Consider the following 23897-nt stretch of genomic DNA (forward strand, 5'->3'; position numbering starts at 1 on the left):
ATGCCGGATCCCAGCGGGCTTTTGCTGATTCTGCTGCCGCTGGCTGCGGCGAGCGGCTGGTTCTTGGCCCGTATGCGCCCGGCGGAAGAACAAGAGCCAGGACTGGACCCCCGCCTGACGGAGGGCTTGGGCCTGTTGGTGAATAACCAAACCGACGCGGCCATAGATCTATTCATGAATATCGCCGAGGCCGAGCCGGAAACGGCGGAGCTGCAGCTGACTTTGGGCAACTTATTCCGTCGGCGGGGTGAAATTGATCGGGCTTTAAGGGTGCACCATCAGCTCAGCCAAAACCTGTCCTTGCCGCCGCTACAACGGAACCGGGCACGCTTTGAGTTGGCCGGTGACTACTTGCGGGCCGGCATCCTGGACCGGGCCCAAAGTTTGTTTCAAGAGTTGGCCGATCAAGGGGTCTTCTTAGAGGCGAGCTTGCGTGCATTAGCTAGAATTCATGAGCAGCAGCGGGACTGGGAGAAGGCGATTGATACCTTGCGCTGGCTGGCCAGTGCCAAGGGCAAAGACCAAGGGACGACGATCGCCCATTACCATTGCGAGCTGGCTCAGCTTGCGCTGCGCGAGGGCGAGAGCAAAGAGTTCCAGCGGCAGCTCAAAAAGGCGCGTGCGGCCGATGCAAAGAATGTTCGGGCTAGCTTCCTGTCTGTAGAGGCGGCTCGCGCCGCGGGTGATCCCAAGGCGGCGTTGCAGTCCTTGCTACTCATTCCCGAACAAGATCGGCGCTTCATTCCAGAAATTTTGCAGTCTTTAGCCGAGCTCAGTGAAGAGCTCGGCAATCCCGAGCAGTACGTTCAGGTCTTGCAGAGTCTGGCTCAATATAAGGAGGGTGTGACTGCTGCCATTGCCTTGGCCCAATGGCGGCAGGCGCGTGGTGAGCAAGGCCTAGAGACGCTGCTTGCAGAAATTCGCCAATTTCCAAATTGGTTAGCCTTGCAAGCCGCCTTGGACCTGCCTTGGCCCGAGGCGGATGGCGAGGCGCGGGTGCAAGACCTTTTGCAAGGCTTTAAAGCGGCGCTTGAGCCCTTGTTGGCGAGGCGCATTCGCTACTTGTGCGAGCAATGCGGCTACGGCTCAGGGATGTTGAACTGGCAGTGTCCCAGTTGTAAGAGTTGGGGTTCGCAATCTCCAGTGCTGGACCTGCGTTTGGCGCAGATGGCGGCGCCACGGCCGGGTATCCAACTCGGCTAAGCCGGTAGGTGCCAAGCTATGGGCCGCCAGGGCCCCGCTGAGGACGCCGCAGTTCATCGCGTACGCTTTGCGGAGCGTTGGCCACCAAAACTTCTAGGCGGCCCTCCAGACGAGCGCGAGAGTACTCATCCCACTCTTCCCTGACCAAGGCATTTTGCAGCTGCCGAATGGCCGCTGCCCAGTCGCCTCGAGCTCGCTGATAATTGGCCAGTTGAAACTGGGCCTCGGCTGGCTGGTCCATTTGCGCCGCGGCTTGCGACAGTAATCGAAACACCTCAGGAACTTCCGCCGTGTAGGCCTGGGATTCGAGCAGCAGCTGGCGCACATCCTCGGGGTCGCCAGCCCGCAGTCGCCATTGGGCCAGAGTCAGCGTGACGGCATGGTTGTTGGGTTGGTCTTTGTGCAGCTTGCGCAGGGATTCCGTGGCGGCCTCGCGCTGGCCCGCAGCAAATTGGGTGCGGGCTAGCTCCAGCAGGATCGTGGGTTTTTGCTCAGGAATTTTGACCGTATTCCAGGCGGAGACTGCGGCCGCCAGGGCGGCGTCGTGCTGTCCTACCGCCCTCAGAGCATTTGCTCGTCCATATTGACCCACCAAGGGATCACCCTCCCAAGAGCTGGGGAAGCGGGCTAATTTTTCGCTGGACAGGTCGTAAGCGGCCAGTTCAGCGCGTGCCTGCATCAATCCAAATATGAGGCTGCGTTCCGCCGCGCCATCCGGTAGATCCTGCTCCCGGCTGCGTGCCTCCGCTAAGCGTGTGGTGCTGACCGGGTGTGTGCGCAGAATTTCGGGAATGCCCTCGCCGTAAAGTCTGGACTGCGCTGCAATGCGTTTAAAGAAGCCCGCCATGCCTTCCGGAGCGTAGCCGGCGGCAGAGAGCATTTGAATGCCGAGGCGATCGGCTTCGAGCTCATGTGCCCGGGTGTAATTCACTTGCTGCTGATAGGAAATACCCATTCCCAAGCCCAGCGCCGCTTGAACTAGGGCCGGATCAGCGCCCCCCGCGGCAATAGCCGCGAGTAGCAGAGCTGCGCTCGCGAGATCCCATCCCTTGGTGTTATCAATGCGCCGGGCAATGTGCCGCTGGGTGACATGGGCAATTTCGTGGGCCATCACACCGGCGAGCTCGGCCTCGGTAGTTGCTGCCCGGATCAGGCCGGTATGAATGCCGATATAACCACCAGGTACCGCAAAAGCATTGATGCTGGGGTCGTTGACCACAAAGAACCGGAAATGCCCGCCGCGTGCGGCGGGGTTCGCCTCCACGAGTAAAGCGCCCAAGTCTGCAATGTAGCTTTGCAGCTCTTGGTCGGGAGAGAGCAAGCCGTAGCGCTTGAACTGCCTGAACACTTCAGCGCCGAGCTCCCGTTCTTCAAACAAAGGCAGGCTGCGGTCTGCAGGCTCGCCAAACTCGGGTAGGTTGAAGTCGTTGGCGTGGACAACACCGCCTAGCCCGGCACAAATGGCCAAACCGACACCAACACTACACAAGAGGGCACGTATCATGGGGGACAGATTCAACAACTGACGAAGATGCGCAGTAGCACTAAGGACCACATTACATGAACATGGTTCAAGGGTGGATTAAGCGCCACCTGTCCAACCCGCAAGTCGTGAGCCTGGCCCTGCTGTTGGCGGGTGTCCTGCTTCTGATCACGTATTTTGGCGGAACCTTGGCGCCTTTGTTTTGGGCCATTGTTTTCGCCTATCTGCTCGAGGGGCCGGTCGCTGGCCTCGAGCGGTCTGCTGTGTCACGCAACATGGCTACGGTTCTGGTGTGGCTGTGTTTTGTGGCCTTGGTTTTGGTGGTGTTGTTCGCAATCATCCCCTTGGTGACGCGCCAGATGGGGCAGGCCATTCAGGAGCTGCCGGTGTTAATGGGGTCGGTGCAGGCTTACCTGCAAACCTTGCCCGAGCGCTACCCGCAGTTTGTTTCTACCCAGGAGGTTAATGACCTGCTGCAGGCCATCAATGCGGGCATCATCGATGTACGCAACGTGGTTCTGGCGCGCTCTTGGGTGGTTGGTGTGGGCTTAATCTACTTCGCCATCTATTTGGTGCTGGTGCCCCTGATGGTCTTTTTCCTGATTAAGGATAAACAGCGCATTCTGGCTTGGGGACGACGCTTCTTGCCAAATGACATGAGCCTGATTCAGCGTGTTTGGGGCGACGTGGACCGGCAGCTGGCCAATTATGTGCGCGGCAAGGCCGTGGAAATTGTGATTGTGGGCGGTATTACCTGGGGGGTGTTCACCGCGTTGGGGCTGAATTATGCGGTTTTGCTGGCAACACTCACCGGGCTTTCCGTTTTAGTGCCCTATTTGGGCGCTTTGGTCGTGACTGTGCCTGTGATGCTGGTGGGCATGGCGCAATGGGGCTTGGGAAGTGAGGTCGCGTGGGCGGTGTTTGCGTATGGCTTGATTCAAGCCCTAGACGGCAATGTACTGGTGCCGCTGCTGTTTTCTGAAGCGGTTGATCTGCACCCAGTTGCAATTATTGTTGCCGTGCTGTTTTTTGGCGGTGTGTGGGGTTTCTGGGGGGTGTTTTTCGCAATACCTCTGGCCACTGTAGTGAATGCCGTGATTCAGGCGTGGCCACAAAGCCGGGAGATGCCGCCAATTGAAGACGAGCCCCCCGAGGATGAGCTCGAAGGCTGGGTGGATGCTGAGCTATGATGTCGCCGGGTTGGCGCCAGATGTTAACCACGATGGTGTAAAGCTTTAGCAACAACAAAAACTGGGGAAGTGACCCCGAATACTGTGGAGGGAAAAGACATGCGATTACATTTATGGCTGCTGCCGGCATTGACGGTGGCATTGGGGGGATGTGCCATCGCCCCTTATCAGCCTGGTTTTTTGTACACCGGCACCAAGATGCCGGCGGACGTGCGGGATAACGCCGTCGCCTGTACGCGCTATGGCCAGTCCAGCTCGACCAATGTATTGGGCTTAATTAGCGTGGGCGATGCCAGTACGGCGGCTGCCAAAAAGGCCGGGGGCATAACCCGCGTTGGCACGGTAGACACCAAGTTCACCAGCTTTTTGGGCCTGTTCTCTACCTCGACCACAGAGGTGTGTGGCGAATAGCGTCGACATTAGCCTGCTAGTTGTCGATAGATCGATGAATAGTGTCCTGTCGTCGAAGTTCGTTGCATATCAGAGCCCCTCAAATCGTTCGATACAAGGCGCGCTCCGCCGGGAATGGTCATTCCCTTGCCAAGGAGCGCAACGCGGTAGCGGGCGATTTGAGGGGCTCCCTGCGGGCGAGCCAGAACGCGGCGTTCCGCGGTGTTGCGCTCGCTTGAAATGGAACAACCATTCCTGCGCGAGCGCGCCTAGCGGCACACCGCGTTCTGACTCGCTGATATGTAACGAACTTCGGAGACAGGACACTAGCAGGCCGTCTGCACAGGCTTGCTCAGAGGTTGTTTGACGCGAAGTCTGCCAGGCGTGAGCGCTCACCTCGGGCCAGAGTGACGTGGCCACCATGCTCCCAACGACGAAAACGGTCCACCACATAGGTGAGGCCGGAGCTGGTTTCGGTGAGGTAGGGCGTGTCAATCTGCGACAGGTTGCCCATGCAAATAATCTTGGTCCCTGGGCCTGCGCGGGTGATGAGGGTGCGCATTTGCTTGGCTGTGAGGTTCTGCGCCTCGTCGAGGATGAGCCAGCGATTCAAAAAGGTACGCCCGCGCATGAAGTTGAGCGAGCGAATCTTGATGCGCTTTGAGAGTAGCTCATTGGTCGCCGCTCGCTCCCAGTCACCACCGTCTAATGACTGTGTGAGCACCTCCAAATTGTCCATGAGGGCGCCCATCCAAGGCGTCATTTTCTCTTCTTCGGTGCCGGGCAAGAAGCCAATATCCTCGCCAACCGGGATGGTGACGCGGGTCATGACGATTTCCCGGTAAATGGGTTCGTCCAAGACCTGGGCGAGTCCAGCGGCCAGGGCCAGCAAGGTTTTTCCGGTGCCCGCTGCGCCCAGCAAGGTGACGAACTCGATTTCCGGGTCCATCAGCAAGTTCAAGGCAAAGTTCTGCTCGCGATTGCGCGCATTCACGCCCCAGGCCGAATAATGACCTCCACGGAAGTTGCGCACCAACTCTAAGGTCACTTCATCGCCTTGAGTGTCGCGTACGATGAGTTCAATGCCCATGTCGTCAGCGTCTTCGGCAATGGCCACGAATTCGTTCACATGCCAGTCGCGGGCCTCTTCCGTGCGCGCCTTGTAGAAGGTTCGTCCCCGCTTATCGGTCCAGCTTTGCAAGCTGTCGCCTAGGCTGTTCCAAAAGCTGGGGCTGAGCTGGCGCCAGCCAGAGTAGAGCAGGTCAAGATCGTCGAGAACCTGATCATTGCTGTAGTCCTCTGCGGCTACACCAACCACAGCGGCTTTCAGCCGTAGGTTGATGTCTTTGGACACTAGAACCACCTGCCGACGGCCGCGATGTTCAGCTGCCAGGCCAAGCACCACCTGAAGGATGGAGTTGTCAGGCTTGTTGCCGGGCAGTAAGTCTGGCAGCCGAGCCGGTAGTTCCCGTGTCTGCAGGTACAGTCGGCCGCTGCAGTTCACGCTATCGCCTAAGCCATGCAGGTCATGCAGCGGAATGCCTTGCTCAATCTGCTTGTGGGTACGGTCGGCGAACAGGCTGTCTAGGGTTCGGCTGACCTGGCGAACATTCCGCGCTGTTTCCGACATGCCCTTTTTGCCGTTGTCCAGCTCCTCCAGCACCACCATGGGAATAAACAGATCATGTTCCTCAAAGCGAACCAAGGCGGAGGGGTCATGCATCAACACGTTAGTGTCCAGCACGAATAGGCGTTTGCTCATGTTGTTTCCAAGGTGGGCTGTTGGTGCCGGCGGCGGGTTTAGGCGGCGTCCTGTGCAGCAGCTAAGACTTCATCCACATGGCCTGGCACCTTTACGCCGCGCCACTCTTTAACCAGTTTGCCTTGGCTATCGAAGAGGAAAGTACTGCGGTCCACACCGAGGTACTTCTTGCCATACATGCTCTTTTCCTTGATGACCTCGAAGTGGTTACAAAGCACTTCGTCGGGATCGGAGAGTAGATCAAAGTTGAAGTCGAACTTGGCAATAAAGTTTTCGTGCTTGCGCACCGAGTCGCGGCTCACACCCAAGATGCGGCAGTTGGCGGCGTCGAAGTCTGCCTTGGCATCGCGGAATGCTTCACCCTCTTTGGTGCAGCCAGCCGTATTGTCTTTGGGATAAAAGTACAGCACCAATTTACGGCCTTTTTGTGCGGCCAGCGAAATGCTTTGGCCATCATTGGCGTCCAAGGTGATATCCGGCAATGCGTCGCCTAGGGCAATGCTCATCATGTACTCCTGAAGTTGTTGTGGGTTCGCGGCTGCTTCCCAGCCGCAGTGGCAGATCTGCCTTAGTTCTTGATGGGGTCAAATATGCCATCCGCATGGTAATCGTCGCAGAAGTCCATGAAGGATTCGCGTAATGCGGGAGGCTGAGCTTTAGCGCCGATCAGGACCACGAGTTGGATGTTGACCATGGGCGCGCTGGTCATGTGTGCGGCGTAGGGCTGGCAGACCGCTTCAGCAATAACCGCGCTGTGGTGCTCAAAAAACTCCACCAAGGCGGGAAACAGTTCGGCTTGCTGCGGTGCCGATAGCTCCACCGCAAAGGGGCGCAGTTCGGGTTCAGCTTGGCGCTGATCTATGCGCTGGCTGCCAATTTGCAGGCCTAGTTTCTCGGCCAGTGCAGGCAATGCTGTCTCCAGCTTGCCTACGCTGCTCCAGTTGCCTTGGACCACGATGTGGGCGGCGAAGCCGTCTTGCATTTGGGAAACGCGTAAATCCTGGGTGTGACATCCGCGCTCACTGAGCGCAGCGAGAAGATCACGCAGATGGGTGGCTTTCCATGGGCCCATGGCCCATAACAGCAGTTGATGATTGATTTCTGGCACGAAAGGCTGTGGTGTCCTTGAGTGACTAAGTGTCGTCAAAACGACGGATATAGCTCTCAAGTCTAATTCAGCCAGCCCTAATTGCCGATAGCTGCGATGCTAAGCCCGATATATACTGGCGGGATGACTTGGCGTACTTCAATTTGCGGGAGCCTTCCCGCGCTCGTCACCCCTATGCAGAGTAATGGTCGCGTCGACCACGGAGCATTGCGCGCATTGGTGGACTGGCATGTAGAGCAGGGCACTGCGGGCCTTGTTGCGGTTGGCACAACTGGGGAGTCGGCCACCCTCGATGTGACCGAGCATATGGCCGTGGTCACCGCAGTGGTGCACCAAGCCGCAGGGCGCATCCCGATAATCGCCGGGACCGGGGCGAATGCCACTGCCGAGGCCATCGTTTTGACCCGTGCCGCGCAAGATGTGGGTGCAGACGCGGCATTGCTTGTGACCCCCTATTACAACAAGCCCCCTCAAGCCGGGCTAAGAGCGCATTACGCTGCCATTGCCGAAGCCTGTGACCTGCCGCAGATCCTTTACAACGTGCCTAGCCGAACGGGTTGCGACCTACTACCAGAAACGGTGGCCCAGTTATTGGAGTTTCCGCATATTGTCGGAGTGAAGGAAGCCAAAGGGGAGCTGGACCGGATTCAGCAGCTGCTGGACTTGGGTAAGGGCTTGGTGGTGCTCAGCGGCGACGACGGTACGGCTTGCGAATCCATTCTGCTCGGCGCTCGTGGGGATATTTCGGTGACTGCCAATGTCGCTCCCGCCGCCATGCAGGCCATGTGTGCTGCGGCGCTTGAGGGTGACGCAGAGCGCGCCCGAAGCCTGGATGCCCCTCTGCAGGGCTTGCATCAAGAGTTATTCTGCATGCCCAGTCCTATACCCGTGAAATGGGCATTGCAGCAGATGGGCCGCATTCCAGCGGGCATTCGCTTACCCCTGGTCGAGCTTGAGTCCGAGTTCCATCCCCGCGTCAGTGGCGCTATGCGTCAAGCCCATATTGAACTGCCCTAAGCTATGACACAGCAGCACCGCGTTTTGCGCACCTTTGTACTCTCACTCCTGTCGGTCTCAGTTCTTGGCGCATGCAGCGCGCGTAACTGTGGAGCTGGTTCTCCATATTTGGAAATGAGCGAGCCGCCAACATTCATCGTTCCTGAGGATGTGACCCTAGGGCCGCCGAGCCCTGCATACCGCATTCCTGACGGCGGGTATCAGGAGGTGGTTCTCACCCGCGAGTACCTGGACGAAGACGGTGACACTCAGGTCAGCTGTCTGACAGAGCCTCCGCGACTAATCGCTGACCCGACTTTGTAGAGCGGCTAGCGAAACTTCACCGGAGACGCTACACTACGCGGCTTCGCGTCATCGGCGTGAAGACAGAAATCCGGAGGAATGGCCGAGCGGTTTAAGGCGCACGCCTGGAAAGCGTGTTGGGGCGTAAGCTCCTCGAGGGTTCGAATCCCTCTTCCTCCGCCAGATACTAAAAAACCCTGCCTTGTGCGGGGTTTTTTAGTATCCGGAGCAGGCACGAGGATTGATGAGAACCCTCCGGGTTCGACCATCCGGCAGGACAGCCGGATGAGACTGACGCGCAGCGTCAGCCCGCAGGGCGCGGGCCAGGACGGCCCGCGTCAATCCCTCCCGTCAGCGCGCACCGTGCCCGTTTGATATGCCCGCGCGATGCGGGGTTTTTAGTATCTGGAGCAGGCACGAGGATTGATGAGAACCCTCAGGGTTCGACCATTCGGCAGGATATCCGGATGAGACTGACGCGCAGCGTCAGCCCGCAGGGCGCGGGCCGGGACGGCCCGCGTCAATCCCTCCCGTCAGAGCGCGCCGACAGTGACCGAATGCACCAAGCCGCTGCGTGCGGGGTTTTTAGTATCCGGAGCAGGCACGAGGCTTGATGAGAACCTTCCGGGTTCGACCATCCGGCAGGACAGCCGGATGTGACTGACGCAAAGCGTCAGCCCCGTAGGGGTGAGCGCCAGGAAGGCCCGAATCTATCCCTCCCGTCAGAGCACACCGGCAGTGACCGAAAGCGCTACACCCTCACAAAGCGGGCTTTTCTATCCTCAGAAGGGGGGCGTTCGGTCGGTAGGGCGGCCCGTCTTCTCAAGCCCTATATGACTAGGGTGTCTCCAGGCACCCGCACCCAACCCTCCATCAGCACTCGGGCGCTGCGGCTCATGGTCACGGCATCGATGCGCCATTGACCCTGTTCTTCCCGGGCTTGGCCGCCAACACGTAATGTGCCGGAGGGATGGCCGAAGCGAACACTGTCTCGGCTGCCGCCCCCGGCGGCCTCATTGACTAAGGTGCCGGGGATGGCGGCGGCGCTGGCGATGGCCACTGCGGCGGTGCCCATCATGGCGTGATGGAGTTGGCCCATCGACAGGGCGCGAACCAAAAGATCAATGTCATTTGCTGCAACGGTTTTGCCGCTGGAACTGAGATAGTCTTTGGGTGGGGCAACAAAGGCGACTTTGGGCGTGTGTTGACGACCGGCGGCTTCGTCTGGTGTCTGGATCAGCCCCATTGCTACGGCACCATGGGCGCGAATGGTCTCAAAGCGCTCTAGTGCGGCGGGATCTCCGTTAATGGCGGGCTGTAACTCGGTGCCGGTGTAGCCTAGGTCGGCGGCGCGCAGGAATATGGTGGGTATGCCAGCGTTAATCATGGTCGCCGCAAAACTACCCACGCCGGGCACTTCCAGGGTGTCGATGAGATTGCCAGTCGGGAAGATGGCGCCTTCGCCATCGGCCGGATCCTGAAACGCGATCTCGACTTCGGCAGCAGGGAAGGTCACCCCGTCCAGCTCGAAGTCGCCGGTTTCTTGTACGGCACCCTGAGTGATGGGAACCTTAGCAATGATGGTTTTGCGAATGTTGGCCTGCCAGATGCGCACCTCGGCAGTACCGTTCTCGGGGATACGGCTGGGGTCTACTAGCCCCTGGCTGATAGCAAAAGCGCCTACCGCCGCCGTGAGGTTGCCGCAGTTGCCGCTCCAGTCGACAAAGGCCCGGTCGATAGCGACCTGGCCAAACAAGTAGTCCACATCATGACCGGGTTGCTCACTGCGGCTGAGGATCACGGTTTTGCTGGTGGAGGAGCTGGCGCCACCCATGCCGTCGATTTGCTTGCCATAGGGGTCGGGGCTGCCGATGACGCGCAGCAGCAGGGCGTCGCGCGCTGGGCCAGGCTGCTGAGCCGCTTCGGGCAGATCATGCAGGGCGAAAAACACACCCTTGGAGGTGCCCCCTCGCATGTAGGTGGCGGGAATGCGGATTTGTGGGCGATGGTTCATTGTCATTTACCGGGTGTGGCGCCGGCCAGGAGGACTGCAAAGCGTTTTTGGGCCTCCTCCTGGCTGATGGTTTCTTTGTGGGTGGCCAGGCTCCATTGCTGGCCGAAGGGGTCGCAAAGCACACCCATGCGATCGCCCCAGAACTGATCTGTGACCGGCTCAATTTCTTTGGCACCGGCGGCAAGGGCCTGGGCAAAAGTACGATCCACATCCTCCACGTACAGCAGCAGGCGTTGGCTGATAGCCCCCAAAGCCGCGGCATTGCTGGTCCCGAATTGGGCCATTTCTTGGCTCAGCATCAGTTTAGTGTCCCTTAACAGAAGTTCGTTGCATATATGAGCCCCTCAAATCGTCTGATACAAGGCGCGCTCCGCCGGGAATGGTTATTCCCTTGCCAAGGAGCGCAACGCCGTAGCAGGCGATTTGAGGGGCTCCCTTCGGGCGAGCCAGCACGGGGCGTTCCGCGGTGTTGCGCTCGCTTGAAATGGAACAACCATTCCTGCGCGAGCGCGCCTAGCGGCACACCCCGTGCTGACCCGCATATGTGCGACGAACTTTTGTTAAGGGACACTAGAATCACCCAGTAACATCTCAGCATGCATGATGGTCCCGTCGGGCGTGCTCAGACGCAAACCTTCTTTGGCGCCGAAGTGCTCGCAGTAAAAAGCCATTGCGGCCAAGGCGTCGCTTACGAAAATATAGGCTGTCAGCGCGTGGTGGCCTGGGGGTTGATGAGGAGTGGGCATGATCTGTGCTCCTTGCCGTTAGTCAATCAATCCCTGGTTCAATCTGGGCGTCAGCAGCACCCGCCTCAAAGCCGCAGATTCAAGGCGTGAACTGCAGTCAATAGCGACACTATTGTCAAGTTTCACAACGCCGAAGCTGCCGTTCTGAGGCCATGATGCTGCGTTCATGATTGGATCAGGGATTTCTCATGCAGCCTCGGCTTCCAAGAAGTCTTTAGCAAAGCGCTGCAGAACTCCCCCGGCGGCATAAATGGAGACTTCTTCGGCCGTATCCAAGCGGCTGCGCACGGGTACCTGTTCTTGGCTACCGTCGCTGCGATGCACGATCAGAGTGAGTTCGGACCCTGGGCTGTGTTCGCCAATGACGTCATAGGTTTCGCTGCCGTCCAGGCCGAGCGTTAGGCGCGTTGTTTCTGGCAAAAACTCGAGTGGCAGCACACCCATGCCAATGAGGTTAGTGCGGTGAATACGTTCAAAACCTTCGGCGACAATGGCTTCTACACCAGCGAGGCGTACGCCTTTGGCCGCCCAGTCGCGCGAGGAGCCCTGGCCATAGTCGGCGCCTGCGACGATGATCAAAGGCTGCTTGCGCTGTTGGTAGGTCTCAATAGCCTCCCACATGCGCATAATCTTGCCTTCAGGCTCCAGCCGTGTGAGTGAGCCCTGCACGATGTTGCCGGACTCGTCGCGCACCATTTCGTTGTAGATCTTCGGGTTGGCTAGAGTTGCGCGCTGCGCTGTGAGGTGGTCGCCACGGTGGGTGGCGTAGGAGTTGAAGTCCTCTTCCGGCAAGCCCATCTTGGCCAGATACTCGCCAGCCGCACTATCCGGAAGAATGGCATTGGAGGGCGAGAGGTGGTCGGTGGTGATGTTGTCCCCGAGCACAGCCAACGCTCGCATGCCTTTGAGGCTACGCTCAGCAGCCAAGGCCCCTTCCCAATAGGGTGGACGCCGAATGTAGGTGCTCATGTCGCGCCAGGCGTAGAGCGGGTCGATCCCGTCGTCTTCGACCACTTCAAACTTAAACATCGGGTCGTAGACCGAGCGGAAATGTTCTGGCTTCACGCTTTGGGCGATGGCGGCGTCAATTTCTTCGTCGCTAGGCCAGAGGTCCTTCAAGGTCACAGGTTGTCCGTCCTGGTCGTGACCCAGCACATCCTTCTCGATATCGAAGCGGATGGTGCCTGCAATGGCATAGGCCACCACCAATGGTGGCGAGGCTAAAAACGCCTGTTTGGCATAGGGGTGAATGCGCCCATCAAAGTTCCGGTTGCCGGAAAGCACGGCGACGGAATACAGGTCGCGGTCAATGACCTCTTGCTGGATTTTGGGGTCTAGTGCGCCACTCATGCCGTTGCAGGTGGTGCAGGCGAAGGCCACGATGCCGAAGCCCAGTTGGTCTAGTTCTTTTTGCAGGCCGGCTTCTTCCATATACAGCTGTACGGCCTTGGAGCCTGGAGCAAAGCTGGATTTCACCCAAGGTTTACGCGTCAGGCCACGGGCGTTTGCGTTTCGTGCGAGTAAGCCCGCAGCAATGACATTGCGCGGGTTGGAGGTGTTGGTACAACTGGTGATGGCGGCAATGATGACGGCGCCGTCTGGCATTTGCCCAGGGGTGTCCTCCCAGGCTTTGGCAATGCCTTTACTGCCTAGCTCCGTGGTCGACACACGGCTGTGTGGCGTAGACGGCCCGGCAACATTGCGCACCACGCTAGACAGGTCGAATGTCAGTACCCGCTCGTATTCTGCGCCGGCCATGGCATCGGACCATAAGCCTGTGTGTTTGGCGTAGTTCTCCACCAAGGCGATGTTGTCGGCTTCGCGCCCGGTCAAGGTGAGGTAGTCGATGGTTTGCTCATCGATGGAGAACATGGCTGCGGTGGCGCCGTACTCCGGGGTCATGTTGGAGATAGTGGCGCGGTCACCCAGGCTGAGGGCGCGGGCGCCTTCGCCATAAAATTCCAAGTAGGCCGAAACTACCTTCTCGCGACGCAGGAATTCGGTCAGCGCCAGCACCACATCGGTGCCGGTAATGCCTGGCTGGGGCTTTCCAGTGAGCTCTACACCGACGATGTCCGGTAGCCGCATCCATGAAGCCCGGCCCAGCATCACGCTCTCGGCCTCGAGTCCGCCCACACCAATGGCAATCACGCCCAAAGCGTCCACATGCGGCGTGTGCGAGTCGGTGCCTACCAGGGTGTCTGGGAAGGCTACGCCGTCACGCGAATGGATGACCGGAGACATCCGTTCCAGGTTGATCTGGTGCATGATCCCGTTGCCTGGCGGGACCACATCAATGTTTTTAAAGGCGGTTTTGGTCCAGTTAATAAAGTGAAAACGGTCTTCGTTGCGGCGGTCTTCAATGGCCCGGTTTTTCTCGAAGGCGTCTTTCTCGAAGCCGGCATGTTCTACGGCCAGCGAGTGATCCACGATGAGCTGAGTGGGTACTACTGGGTTCACTTTGGCCGGGTCGCCGCCCTTGGCGGCGATGGCATCACGCAGCCCGGCCAGATCGACCAGAGCGGTTTGCCCAAGAATGTCATGACAGACCACGCGCGCCGGGAACCAGGGGAAGTCTAGGTCGCGCTTGCGCTCGATCAACTGGCCTAAGGCCTTGGGAAGCAGTTCTGGATCGCAGCGACGGACCAGGTTTTCGGCAAACACCTTGGAGGTGTATGGCAGCCGGTCATAACTCCCCGGTTGAATCTCCTCAACGGCTGCGCGAGCGTCAAAGTAGTCAAGCGTGGTGCCGGGTAGTGGCTTGCGATACTGGCTGTTCATGAGTCCCCTTCAATGGAAAGATTGCGCGCATCCTCTATCCCGTCGCTTCGCGGCGCGGGAGCACTGCGCATCACAGGGCGCTATTTTCGCACCCCCGATGGGCGTTTCCCAAATCTTCGTAGAATCAGGGGGTTATCAGGTGTTTTGGCGGCTTTTCCGGCCGCGCAGAGCTGCTGCGACCCCTAGCAGGGCCGGATACTCCGGATGTGGCTGGTCTAAGCCAATCCCGTGACTTTGTGCGTTTGCAGACTGAGCCGCCACTGGGGATGGGCCAGGCAATAGTCAACGGTGCGTTGGATATTGCGCGCCTGGTCGGGCCCGTCTAGGGGCTGCAGGAAGAAGTGAGTGAAGGACAGCTTAGCAAAGTGGTCTGGATGGGCTTCGGTTTCAACTTGGGGGTAAACCAGCTTGAGCTCTTGGCCTTGACGCTGAACGAGCTTGGAGCCGGGCTTAGGACTAATGGTGAGCCAATCGATGCCGCTGGGTGCGGCGATGGTGCCATTACTTTCTACCGCGATTTCAAAACCCTTGGCATGGAGAGCCGAGATCAGCGTGGGGTCCAGTTGGAGTAGGGGCTCTCCACCTGTGCAAACCACCAATGGCCGGCCGCCGCCTGGCCAAAAGCTCAGAACATGCTGGGCGAGGTCGTCAGCATCAGCGAAGCGGCCTCCACCCGGGCCGTCCACGCCGACGAAGTCGGTGTCGCACCAGCGTGCGCAACCACCAGGACCTTGGCCCCGATGCTGTTCACGCCCAGACCACAGGTTGCAGCCACTAAACCGTAAAAAAACCGCGGCGCGCCCGGTTTGTGCCCCTTCACCTTGCAGCGTGAAATAGGTTTCTTTAACCGCGTAGCTCATGTCAGCAGAGCCAGGCCTGGGTCTGGATCCCAGGTTTGTATGGCCCCCATGCCTTGCTCCTGATACAAGTCTATGCGCGACAGGCTGGGCAGGGCTGCGCGAGCTTTTTGCCCGATCCACTGCAATAACTGCGGCGTGCTGGCATCGGTGAGACCGGGAAGGCGGTGCAGGGGCTGATGATCAATCTCGCGGAAAATCGGGTCGAAACAGCTTTTGACATCGCCAAAATCCATCGCCCAACCGTAGACGGTATCCAGTGGTGCGCTGAGCTGTAGGCGTAGCTGAAAGGTATGTCCGTGCAAACGAGCCCACTGTTCTTCCGATGCCTCCGACTCCGGGAACTCCACGGCGCTGTCTAGGCTCATGTCTTTCCAAATTCGATGGCTATGACCATCGAACCCAGCGCCGCAGCTCGATGTTTCAAAGACTTTGACGTAGCGCAGCGCAGGAAGATGCTGCTGTAGCTGAGGCCAAAACCAGGCTGCCAGCATCTCGCTAGTGGGGTTGTCTAAGCCAGGGATGTGATTGAGGCAGCGGTGTTGGACTTGATTCCTGATGGCCTCCCAAGCGGCATGCAAAGGCATGTAGGGGCAGCCATCGTCAGTGCTGACCTCAGAGACAATTTTCAGGCTAAAGCTATGCCCATGCATACGGCCACACTTGTGGCCTTCAGGAACATTGGGTAAGCGATGGGCGGCCTCGAACTGCACCCGAATCCAAGCCCATTGGCGCTTGCCGTCAAGCCGAATCAGTCCTTGCGAGGGATGGCTGCGAAGTTCAGTAATACCTGGTTGTTCTTGCAGCATCTGCTGATGTAAGTGCTGCACTATCCCTGCATCGCTTGCCTGCGGGAATTGCTGGTCCAGGTGCGCATAGTTCAGGGGCTGGCAATAGCTGTGCCAGCGGGCTTGTTCGTCGAGCAGGGTGGTGGGTGTGGTGGCGGCGGCAGGCTGCCAGCAGCGCGCGCGGAAGTCATGTCCGTGTAAGCCCGCTGCTGGGTGCGCTGGGCCGAGCAGTGGAAGGCTGCGTGCTGCGGAAAAAATGGCTTGGCTACGGAGCCAAAGCTGCGTATCGCTCATGAGTGCAGAGCCGGGTCCGCAACGCCCGCCTGTGCGAAGCCCTGGGCGCGCAGTAGGCAGGAGTCGCAGGCGCCACATGGCTGCCGGTTGGGCCCGGGGTCGTAGCAGCTCAGGGTTTGGCCATAATCCACACCCAAGTCCAAGCCTCTACGAATAATGTCGGCTTTGCTCAGGTCTATCAGCGGTGTGTGTATCCGCAACTGCGCCCCTTCGATGCCAGCCTTGGTCGCAAGCCTCGCCATAGCCTCATAGGCTCGGATGTATTCCGGCCTACAGTCTGGATAACCGCTGTAATCCACCGCATTCACGCCGATAAAAATGTCCTGGGCGTGCAAGACCTCTGCCCAGGCCAGAGCGAAGGACAGAAAAACCGTGTTGCGGGCGGGCACGTAGGTGATGGGAATGCCATCCTGCATGGCGTCGGCGCTGCGGTGCTTAGGTACATCGAGGTCGTCGGTGAGGGCAGAGCCGCCGAACTGGCGAAGGTCGATGTCCGCGATGACGTGCTTGGCCACGCCTAGCGTTTGGGCCACGGCTCGCGCAGCGTCGAGCTCATCGCTGTGGCGCTGGCCGTAGCGGAAGCTGAGCGCAAAAACCTCGAAGCCTTGGCTTTGGGCGAGGGCGGCTGTAGTGGCGGAATCCAATCCGCCGGACAATAAGCAAACGGCCGGACGAGCTTGGCTCATGTGGCAAAGGTGCGGGAAACGTAGCCGTATTATCTCACGCACAGGTGCTGACTACGGAACTTGGCCCTGGCTGCTACGGTCGAGAAGAGAGTCATGACAGGAGAACCACGCATGCGGAACAAGATTCTTAGCATCGCTTTGGCGAGTTTATTGCTGACGGTTGCGGGCTGTGCCAGCAGTCCAGAGGAGCAAGGAACAGATCAGGCCTGCGCTGACTGCGGCCGGGTCGTGGCGGTAGAGCCCACGCAGGGGACGCGCATCCAGCCACGCGAGCTTCCTGGTGAAGCGGTCAGTGGCCAGATATTGTCGCCAACCGCTGGGTTGAATCGGATGCCGCAGCTACAAACGCAGGGGACGCGATCGTTGCTACTGGATAACCAAGTGCCTGTGGTGGAAGTGCCAGACATGGGCCGACTCAGCCGGCGTGCGGAAATTACCTTGAATATGGATCAGGGCGGCATGCGCACCTTGATTGTGGATGATCCAGGGACTGTGCAAGTTGGTGATCGCGTACGAATCGTAGGCAGTCGCCTCTGGCCAGCGCCAGCAGCTTCGCAGCCCTAAACAAGGGACATCTAGACCGCAGCGCCGGTACTTGTTTGAACTAGGCTCCCCACCATCGGCGTCGGCTCAGTACGGCGATTTGGCTTGCTACCAATGCCAGCATGGCACCGCACACCCACCAGAATGCTTTGGGTGTCTCGGTGCCAGGCAGGCCAGCTACATTCATCCCCAGCAATCCCGTGATAAAGCCTAAGGGCAAGAACACCGCAGTAACCAGGGCCAGTAAGTACATGTTGCGGTTCATTCGTTCCGCGGCGCGGGTATTGAGTTCCTCTTGCGTGACCATGGCGCGCTCACGCAGGGCGTCAAGATCCTCGACGAAGCGATTGAGGCGGTCCGCGGATTCACGGATGCGCCCCTTGTCCATGTCATCCAGCCAATCCGGCGGTGTTGCATACAGGCGTTGCAACACCTCACGTTGGGGTGCCAAGAACCGGCGCAGGGCGATGGCCTGCCGGCGCCGGGTGGCGAGGGTGCTGCGCAAGTCGGGGCCGGTGCGCGTCATGAGTTCGTCTTCCACATCGTCCAAGGCGCCGGCGATGTCTTCGATGACCGGGCCCATGCGCTCGGTTAATCCCTCGATGAGTTGTGCCAACCATTGACCAGTGGAGCGTGGCCCACCGCCACTATCGATGGCTTTGCGCATATCCATGACGGCAAGCAGCTGCGGTCCACGTAAGGAAATGATGCGTTCAGCGTTGATCCACACCCGAATGGACACCATGTCTTCAGGGTCGGCGCCAGGGTTCAGGTTCACCCCGCGCAAGATCAGCAAAAGACGTCGTTCATTAACCAGCAGTCGCGGCCGGGTTTCTTCGGCCAATAAGGCTTCGCGGTCCGCGGCGGAGACCTCTCGAGATTTGGTCAGCCAGCGTTTGGTGTCATCAGCATGCCGGTTGAGATGCAGCCACAACGGGCCTTCCGAGCTTTGCCAGTGGTTAGCTGCAGCCAAACTTTCCACGCGGCGTCCGCCGAGAACATGGGCACAAATTAATGCGTGGGGGTTGTTCGTCATAGATGGGCGACATTGCAAGCCATGTGCCCGCATAATAGGCGGACATGGAATCGCAAATGCAATTTCAGCCGCAGGCAGAGCTGACAACATTGGGTTGGCGCGAGTGGGTAGAACTGCCCGACCTTGGCTTGCCGCCTATTCGCGCCAAAGTCGATACGGGTGCCCGTACATCGGCCCTGCACGCATTCTCGGTGGAGGCTTTCCAGCGTGACGGCGAGGACTGGGTCCGCTTTTCGCTGCACCCGCTGCACAAAGACGACAGCGAAGTAAGGCACTGCGAAGCCCCCTTGGTGGATCGCCGCGAGGTGAGTGACTCGGGTGGCCACCGCGAGTTACGCCCGGTCATTCGGACTCGTATGCGTGTTGGCGCGCTCGAGTTTGCCGCTGAACTCACACTGACTGATCGCGACAGCATGTCCTTTCGAATGCTACTTGGGCGTACGGCCATGAATGGTCGCTTTGTCGTGAACCCCGCAGCGTCGTTTCTCTGCGGTTCCCAATAACTTCACACTTTCAACGGCGTTACTGCATAAACATTGCGGCGCTGCTTATGCGGAGGACACAGGTATGAAGATCGGTATTTTGTCGCGCAGTTCTAAGCTGTATTCCACGAGTCGTTTGGTTGAGGCGGGAAAGGAGCGTGGCCATGAAATGCATGTTATCGACCCGCTGCGCTGCTACATGAAGATTGTGTCGCATTCGCCAGAAATTCATTTCCGCGGCAAGCTCTTAGAAGGCTTCGACGCCATCATTCCGCGTATTGGCGCCTCGGTGACCTTCTACGGCACAGCGGTGCTGCGACAGTTTGAAATGATGGGTGTGTATCCGGTCAATGAATCGGTCGCCATTACCCGCTCCCGGGATAAGCTGCGGGCCCATCAGCTTTTGGCGCGGCGCGGTATTGGTATGCCCGTGACAGGCTTCGCCCACTCACCAGACGACACTTCTGATTTGTTGGACTTGGTCGGCGGTGGACCCACGGTGATTAAGCTGCTGGAAGGGACCCAAGGCGTCGGCGTGGTGCTGGCCGAAACCCGTAAGGCTGGGGAGTCCGTGATTGAGGCTTTCCGCGGTTTGAATGCCTACTTTTTGGTGCAGGAGTTCATCAAGGAAGCCAAAGGCGCCGACCTGCGCTGCTTCGTGATTGGTGACAAGGTCGTGGCTGCCATGCGCCGTCAAGCCAAAGACGGGGAGTTTCGCTCTAACCTGCACCGCGGCGGGAATGCCGAAAAGGTGCGCATTACCCCCGAGGAGCGCTCTACGGCTGTCCGGGCGGCACGCATCATGGGTCTGAATGTGGCCGGCGTAGATATCTTGCGGTCTAACCATGGTCCGGTGGTGATGGAGGTGAACTCTTCGCCGGGATTAGAAGGCATCGAAACCATTACCGGTAAAGACGTGGCCGGTATGGTCTTTGCGTTCATCGAGAAAAACGCGCGGGTAGGGCGCACTCGCACACGCGGACAAGGCTAGGCCGTGGTTCAGATTGCCGGGCGGCAGATCGCGCCAGGAGAGCAGGTTTCGCTGGAACTCCCCTTGGCCGATTTGTACACCCATAGCGCCCTGACGATGCCGGTTCGCGTGTTGCGCGGGCGCCGTGCTGGGCCGACCATGTTTTTGAGCGCGGCTATCCATGGGGATGAGCTCAACGGTGTAGAGATCGTGCGCAGGGTTCTCCGCCACCGCAGTTTGGCCCGGCTGCGCGGCACTCTGATCGCCGTACCCGTGGTGAATGTGCATGGCTTTGTCAGCCGTTCGCGCTATCTGCCAGATCGCCGGGACCTCAACCGCAGCTTTCCAGGAAGCACCAGCGGGTCGCTGGCTGCGCGCATGGCGCATACCTTTTTGCAGGAAGTTGTCCGTCAATGCGATTACGGCATTGACTTGCACACCGGAGCAGTGCATCGCGGTAATTTGCCGCAGCTGCGCGCCGAATTGGCACAGCCTGGAGTTCGCGAGTTAGCCGCAGCCTTTGCCGCACCTTTGGTTCTGGATGCGCCAGCAGGTGACGGTACTCTCAGGGCCTTCACGCGGAAGGCCGGCATTCCTGTTGTAGTGTATGAGGCTGGTGAGGCGTTGCGTTTTGATGAGACCAGCATTCGCCTTGGCGTGACGGGGGTTCTGAATGCTCTGCGTGGGCTAGAGATGTTGCCTCCGGCGCGCGCGCGCAAAACCGCCCAGCGGACAGCCTTTGTGCACAACAGTCAGTGGGTGCGAGCGGGCGGTAGCGGGATACTGCGCACTCTGGCAGGTTTAGGTGAGTACGTGACGCAGGGGCAGGTACTAGGGCGGGTGGCCGACAGCTTTGGCGACCATGAGATGTGCATAACCGCGCCGTTCTCTGGTCTGGTCATCGGTAAACTCAACCTGCCAGTGGTGTACGAAGGTGAGGCGGTCTATCACTTGGCGGAGGCAGGGCAGGCGCAGCGTTTAGCGGCTGATTGGGAGCGGGTTCAGGCCGAGGAGCCGCCGGCAGAGCAAGCAGCGCAGGAACCGCCCATTCTTTAGCGCAGTCATGACTGCGCGCCGTGGGCCTGTGTAGGCTAATTGGTCTGCTTGACCCTCGAGGTGCCTAGGTTATGGAATCCCGCAAGCTGTTATCGCTGCCTTCAGTCCGGCTGGAGGTTGATTACTGCGAGGCGCTGCCATGTGCGCAGGACCTAGACCCCCATCAGTCGCAAACGGTGCCGGATGCCTGTGCAAGTGTGGCGCAGCCGGAGCCGGTGACTGCCCCAGAGTTAATCGCTTGGTCTGCAGGTTGTGCCTCGGAGTTGGGATTCGCCGCGCCCGAAAGCGCTGAAGAACAGCGGCATTGGGCAAATCTGCTCAGTGGCAACGCTTTGCTTGATGGGAGCCGCCCTTACGCCATGCGGTATGGGGGGCACCAATTCGGCAACTGGGCTGGCCAACTTGGAGATGGTCGCGTGATCAACCTCGGCGAGCTGCGTGATGCACGGGGTGCGCTGCACACCGTGCAGCTTAAAGGTGCGGGGCGGACTAATTTCTCCCGCGGGGCTGATGGACGGGCGGTACTGCGCTCCTCGTTGCGGGAGTATGTATTGAGTGAGGCGATGGCCGCGCTGGGTGTTCCGACGTCGCGCGCCTTGGCCTTGGTGAGCACTGGCGATGCGGTCGTCCGTGACATGCTTTATGACGGACACCCGGAGCCAGAGCCTGGCGCCATTGTGACCCGCGTCGCCCCCAGTTTTGTACGAATTGGTCATTTCGAGATTCATGCGGCCAGCGGTGAAACCCAACTGCTACAACAGCTGTTGGACTACTGCCTAGAGCGCAGTCCCTTTGCCCACGGCAATGACGCGGTGGCCTGGTTTGGTCAGCTTTGCGAGGAAACCGGTCGCTTGGCGAGTATGTGGATGCAGCTGGGTTTCGTGCATGGGGTGCTCAATACAGATAACACCAGTGTGTTGGGGTTGACCATCGATTACGGTCCCTTCGGCTGGTTGGAGCCTTTTGACCCAGGATGGACGCCCAACACCACAGATGCACATGGCCGTCGGTATGCTTTTGGTCGGCAGCCGGAAATTTTGCAATGGAACTTGGGTTGCCTAGGCTCGGCACTGATGTCTACAGGCTTGCCCAGGGCGGCCCTCGAGCAGGCCTTGCAGCAATACTCAGCGAGCTATACCCAGCACTTTTACGCCGGGATGGGGGAAAAGTTCGGCGTAGGCCCCTTGCAAGCGCAGGATCTGGACTGGCTGCAAGAGGGCTTTGAGCTGCTGCGGTTGTTCCGGCTGGATTGGACCCGCTGGTTTTGTGCTTTAGGGGAGATTGACCCGAGCACACGGCCAGACGCGACAAAAGTCTTTACGCAGTGTAGTTATGCGTCTGAGCCTCCCACAGAGAAAAGTCTGCAGCGGGCTCAGCGGTGGTGGGACGAATATTTGCAAAGAAGACTGACAAGCTCGCAAACACCAGACCACATGCGCGCAGTGAACCCCTTTGTGGTTCCGCGGAACTGGTTGTTGGCTGAGTGCATTGAATCAGCAGAGTCTGGGGATATGCAGCCATTGGAGTCCCTGATGCGGGCTCTGTCCTCGCCATTTGACCGGCCTGATCAGGAGCACTACATGCAAATGCGACCGGCCTGGGCGGAACACAAGCCCGGCTGCAGCATGTTGTCCTGTAGTAGCTAGATAGAGGTTCGCGGGGCAACCGCTCCCGCGAACTGTCTGCTGGGCGAACGATGCGGCTTTGCTTAGGGCGCGAAGCGGCCGCGAATCTGCGAGATGTCTGCGCGGGGGTCGAGTTCCAACACGACTGGTCTGTCGAGCACTAGTGCCCCCGCGATGCGAACTTGTGGGCCGATGCTGACTAGGATTGGGGGGCTGCTCGCATCTTTGCTGCGCAGGATCACATCACCATGAACCAGGGTCGTTCCGCGCAGGGTCAACGGCGTATTTCGCAGTTCAATATCTCCGTGCACGGTACTGTCGCTCAGTTCCAAAGACCCATTGGCGAGTTCTACATCGCCTGCGACAGAGGTTTGAGTGAGTGTGACCCGCCCGTTCACGGACTCCACATCGTCACGAATATGAGCCCCGGCTTCCGCGTCGATATTGCCGTTGACGCTTTCAACTTCTTCGACATGGGCGTTGGGCCCGAGGTAGATATCGCCATTCACAGTTTCTACTTCACCAGCGCGCGCGCCTGCCGCAAGGTGGATATCACCGTTGACGCTGGCGGCGTCACCATGTTCGCGCTTTGCGCTGAGGTGGAGGTCGGCATTGACGGAGTGTGCGCTATCTTCATCATGGCCATTGCCCGAGTCGGACACATCGACAATGATGCAGCCGCTCAGTGTGAGGGCGATGGCGGCGAGGGCGGTGCAGCGGGTTAGTAACATCAGGGCGGTTCCTTGTTGAGGCTCATTCGGATGCTTAGCCCATGTTGGAGCAATGCCCATGCCAGTCCCTAAGCCACTGAAAAACAAAGGATCGCTGCCCGGGCCGCCTCCTTCGCGCGGTGACAAATGCCAATGGTTGGGAATAACTCCCAGCACAATGTGGCAACTAGGCCCGGAGACTCATCACCGGCCATCGTCGCTGTTGCGCGAGTTCCCGCAGCCGCGGGCATGGGTCGACCACCACCGGGTAATCCGCCTGCTTTAGTAGCGGTAGGTCATTGATAGAGTCAGAGTAAAACCAAGTCTGCTGCGGCTCACGTTCAGCCAGCCACTCTTTGAGCTTGGTGATTTTCCCAGCTTGAAAACAGGGAGTGCCCTGGATGCGGCCGGTCATTTTTTGGTTGTGATATTCAGGCTCGGTGCCAATGAGATGAAGCACCCCGAGTGCCTGCGCTATGGGGCGTGTGATGTAGGTGTTGGTCGCGGTGATGATTACGATCTCGGCGCCATTGTCCTGGTGCGTCTGCAGTAGGGCGCGGGCGCCCGGAGCCACCATCTGCGGTAGTTCATCACGGATAAAGTCTTCACGTGCCTGGTCCAGCTGCTCGGGCTCAATACGTCCCATAGCGCCCAAGGCAAATTCCGCGTAGGCGTGGATGTCTAAGGTCCCGGCCTGGTAATCCGCGTAAAACTGCTCATTGGCGCGGGCGTAGTACTCGGCATCGACAAATCCGCGTTGGACCAGATACTGGCCCCAAGCGTAGTCGCTATCGCCGGCTAGGAGGGTGTTGTCTAGGTCAAATGCGGCTAATTTCACGCGCTGCTCTCTTGGGTCGCTGGCCAGCCTGTGGAA

The 23897-nt window shown here is 59.1% G+C and carries 24 protein-coding genes and 1 tRNA gene; 11 read left to right on the forward strand and 14 right to left on the reverse strand.

Annotated features, from left to right (window positions below):
• Positions 1–1203: a tetratricopeptide repeat protein gene (locus KI787_08265; GenBank protein ID MBV6629945.1), complete on the forward strand. Its 1203-nt coding sequence runs from the start codon at positions 1–3 to the stop codon at positions 1201–1203.
• A gap of 16 nt (positions 1204–1219) precedes the next feature.
• Here the strand turns inward: KI787_08265 and KI787_08270 are convergent, their stop codons facing one another.
• Positions 1220–2707, reverse strand: coding sequence for a M48 family metalloprotease (locus KI787_08270; protein MBV6629946.1), 1488 nt, complete (start codon positions 2705–2707; stop codon positions 1220–1222).
• Positions 2708–2763: 56 nt separating this feature from the next.
• Between KI787_08270 and KI787_08275 the strand changes: the two genes are divergently transcribed.
• Complete coding sequence (locus tag KI787_08275) at positions 2764–3876, forward strand: AI-2E family transporter (GenBank protein ID MBV6629947.1); 1113 nt, start codon at positions 2764–2766, stop codon at positions 3874–3876.
• A gap of 99 nt (positions 3877–3975) precedes the next feature.
• Entirely contained in the window at positions 3976–4287 is a 312-nt protein-coding gene (locus KI787_08280; GenBank protein MBV6629948.1) for a TRL-like family protein, read from the forward strand.
• Between the two features lie 331 nt (positions 4288–4618).
• Here the strand turns inward: KI787_08280 and KI787_08285 are convergent, their stop codons facing one another.
• The 3 genes from KI787_08285 to KI787_08295 all read right to left on the reverse strand — a co-directional run bounded on the left by KI787_08285 (position 4619) and on the right by KI787_08295 (position 7136).
• Positions 4619–6028 (reverse strand): PhoH family protein, encoded by a 1410-nt coding sequence (locus KI787_08285; protein ID MBV6629949.1) that lies wholly within the window; start codon positions 6026–6028, stop codon positions 4619–4621.
• 38 nt (positions 6029–6066) lie between these two features.
• Positions 6067–6534: a peroxiredoxin gene (locus KI787_08290; GenBank protein ID MBV6629950.1), complete on the reverse strand. Its 468-nt coding sequence runs from the start codon at positions 6532–6534 to the stop codon at positions 6067–6069.
• 62 nt (positions 6535–6596) lie between these two features.
• Positions 6597–7136, reverse strand: coding sequence for a hypothetical protein (locus KI787_08295; GenBank protein ID MBV6629951.1), 540 nt, complete (start codon positions 7134–7136; stop codon positions 6597–6599).
• A gap of 123 nt (positions 7137–7259) precedes the next feature.
• Here KI787_08295 and dapA point away from each other — a divergent pair, with 123 nt between their 5' ends.
• From dapA to KI787_08310, 3 genes are all read left to right on the forward strand, one after another.
• Positions 7260–8153, forward strand: coding sequence for a 4-hydroxy-tetrahydrodipicolinate synthase (dapA, locus tag KI787_08300; protein ID MBV6629952.1), 894 nt, complete (start codon positions 7260–7262; stop codon positions 8151–8153).
• A 114-nt stretch (positions 8154–8267) separates the two neighbouring features.
• Positions 8268–8456 carry a hypothetical protein gene (locus KI787_08305; GenBank protein ID MBV6629953.1) on the forward strand — a complete coding sequence of 63 codons (189 nt, stop codon included), beginning with the start codon at positions 8268–8270 and terminating at the stop codon, positions 8454–8456.
• A gap of 72 nt (positions 8457–8528) precedes the next feature.
• Positions 8529–8618: transfer RNA gene (locus KI787_08310), tRNA-Ser, on the forward strand.
• 646 nt (positions 8619–9264) lie between these two features.
• On the opposite strand, the gene prpF is transcribed toward KI787_08310, so the two are convergent.
• The 7 genes from prpF to queC all read right to left on the reverse strand — a co-directional run bounded on the left by prpF (position 9265) and on the right by queC (position 16601).
• The gene (gene prpF / locus KI787_08315; GenBank protein ID MBV6629954.1) at positions 9265–10449 is read right to left on the reverse strand and encodes a 2-methylaconitate cis-trans isomerase PrpF; all 1185 of its coding nucleotides are present in this window, start codon (positions 10447–10449) and stop codon (positions 9265–9267) included.
• Between the two features lie 2 nt (positions 10450–10451).
• A complete protein-coding gene (locus KI787_08320; protein MBV6629955.1) occupies positions 10452–10748 on the reverse strand; it encodes a hypothetical protein in 297 nt (98 codons plus the stop codon).
• A gap of 261 nt (positions 10749–11009) precedes the next feature.
• Positions 11010–11195, reverse strand: coding sequence for a hypothetical protein (locus KI787_08325; GenBank protein ID MBV6629956.1), 186 nt, complete (start codon positions 11193–11195; stop codon positions 11010–11012).
• 186 nt (positions 11196–11381) lie between these two features.
• Complete coding sequence (gene acnD, locus KI787_08330) at positions 11382–13976, reverse strand: Fe/S-dependent 2-methylisocitrate dehydratase AcnD (GenBank protein MBV6629957.1); 2595 nt, start codon at positions 13974–13976, stop codon at positions 11382–11384.
• Between the two features lie 215 nt (positions 13977–14191).
• Positions 14192–14836, reverse strand: coding sequence for a 7-carboxy-7-deazaguanine synthase (queE, locus tag KI787_08335; protein MBV6629958.1), 645 nt, complete (start codon positions 14834–14836; stop codon positions 14192–14194).
• Positions 14833–15915, reverse strand: a complete 1083-nt coding sequence (locus KI787_08340; protein ID MBV6629959.1) for a 6-carboxytetrahydropterin synthase — start codon at positions 15913–15915, stop codon at positions 14833–14835. Before KI787_08340 ends, queE begins: the two co-directional genes overlap by 4 nt.
• Positions 15912–16601, reverse strand: coding sequence for a 7-cyano-7-deazaguanine synthase QueC (gene queC / locus KI787_08345; protein MBV6629960.1), 690 nt, complete (start codon positions 16599–16601; stop codon positions 15912–15914). Before queC ends, KI787_08340 begins: the two co-directional genes overlap by 4 nt.
• Before the next feature lie 111 nt (positions 16602–16712).
• On the opposite strand from queC, the gene KI787_08350 reads away from it, so the two are divergent.
• Complete coding sequence (locus KI787_08350) at positions 16713–17165, forward strand: hypothetical protein (GenBank protein MBV6629961.1); 453 nt, start codon at positions 16713–16715, stop codon at positions 17163–17165.
• 40 nt (positions 17166–17205) lie between these two features.
• On the opposite strand, the gene KI787_08355 is transcribed toward KI787_08350, so the two are convergent.
• Positions 17206–18180 (reverse strand): zinc transporter ZntB, encoded by a 975-nt coding sequence (locus KI787_08355; GenBank protein MBV6629962.1) that lies wholly within the window; start codon positions 18178–18180, stop codon positions 17206–17208.
• A gap of 44 nt (positions 18181–18224) precedes the next feature.
• Here KI787_08355 and KI787_08360 point away from each other — a divergent pair, with 44 nt between their 5' ends.
• The 4 genes from KI787_08360 to KI787_08375 all read left to right on the forward strand — a co-directional run bounded on the left by KI787_08360 (position 18225) and on the right by KI787_08375 (position 22334).
• Complete coding sequence (locus KI787_08360; protein MBV6629963.1) at positions 18225–18683, forward strand: ATP-dependent zinc protease; 459 nt, start codon at positions 18225–18227, stop codon at positions 18681–18683.
• Positions 18684–18747: 64 nt separating this feature from the next.
• Positions 18748–19653, forward strand: coding sequence for a 30S ribosomal protein S6--L-glutamate ligase (rimK, locus tag KI787_08365; GenBank protein MBV6629964.1), 906 nt, complete (start codon positions 18748–18750; stop codon positions 19651–19653).
• A 96-nt stretch (positions 19654–19749) separates the two neighbouring features.
• Positions 19750–20688: a succinylglutamate desuccinylase/aspartoacylase family protein gene (locus KI787_08370; GenBank protein MBV6629965.1), complete on the forward strand. Its 939-nt coding sequence runs from the start codon at positions 19750–19752 to the stop codon at positions 20686–20688.
• Positions 20689–20759: 71 nt separating this feature from the next.
• Positions 20760–22334: a YdiU family protein gene (locus KI787_08375; protein ID MBV6629966.1), complete on the forward strand. Its 1575-nt coding sequence runs from the start codon at positions 20760–20762 to the stop codon at positions 22332–22334.
• Positions 22335–22396: 62 nt separating this feature from the next.
• Here the strand turns inward: KI787_08375 and KI787_08380 are convergent, their stop codons facing one another.
• Complete coding sequence (locus tag KI787_08380; GenBank protein ID MBV6629967.1) at positions 22397–23044, reverse strand: hypothetical protein; 648 nt, start codon at positions 23042–23044, stop codon at positions 22397–22399.
• 166 nt (positions 23045–23210) lie between these two features.
• On the reverse strand, positions 23211–23861 hold the full coding sequence (locus KI787_08385; GenBank protein MBV6629968.1) for an HAD family phosphatase: 651 nt from the start codon (positions 23859–23861) through the stop codon (positions 23211–23213).
• Positions 23862–23897 lie beyond the last annotated feature (36 nt).

Origin of the sequence: Oceanococcus sp. HetDA_MAG_MS8 (genome assembly GCA_019192445.1) — a bacterium.
Taxonomy (GTDB): Bacteria; Pseudomonadota; Gammaproteobacteria; order Nevskiales; family Oceanococcaceae; genus MS8.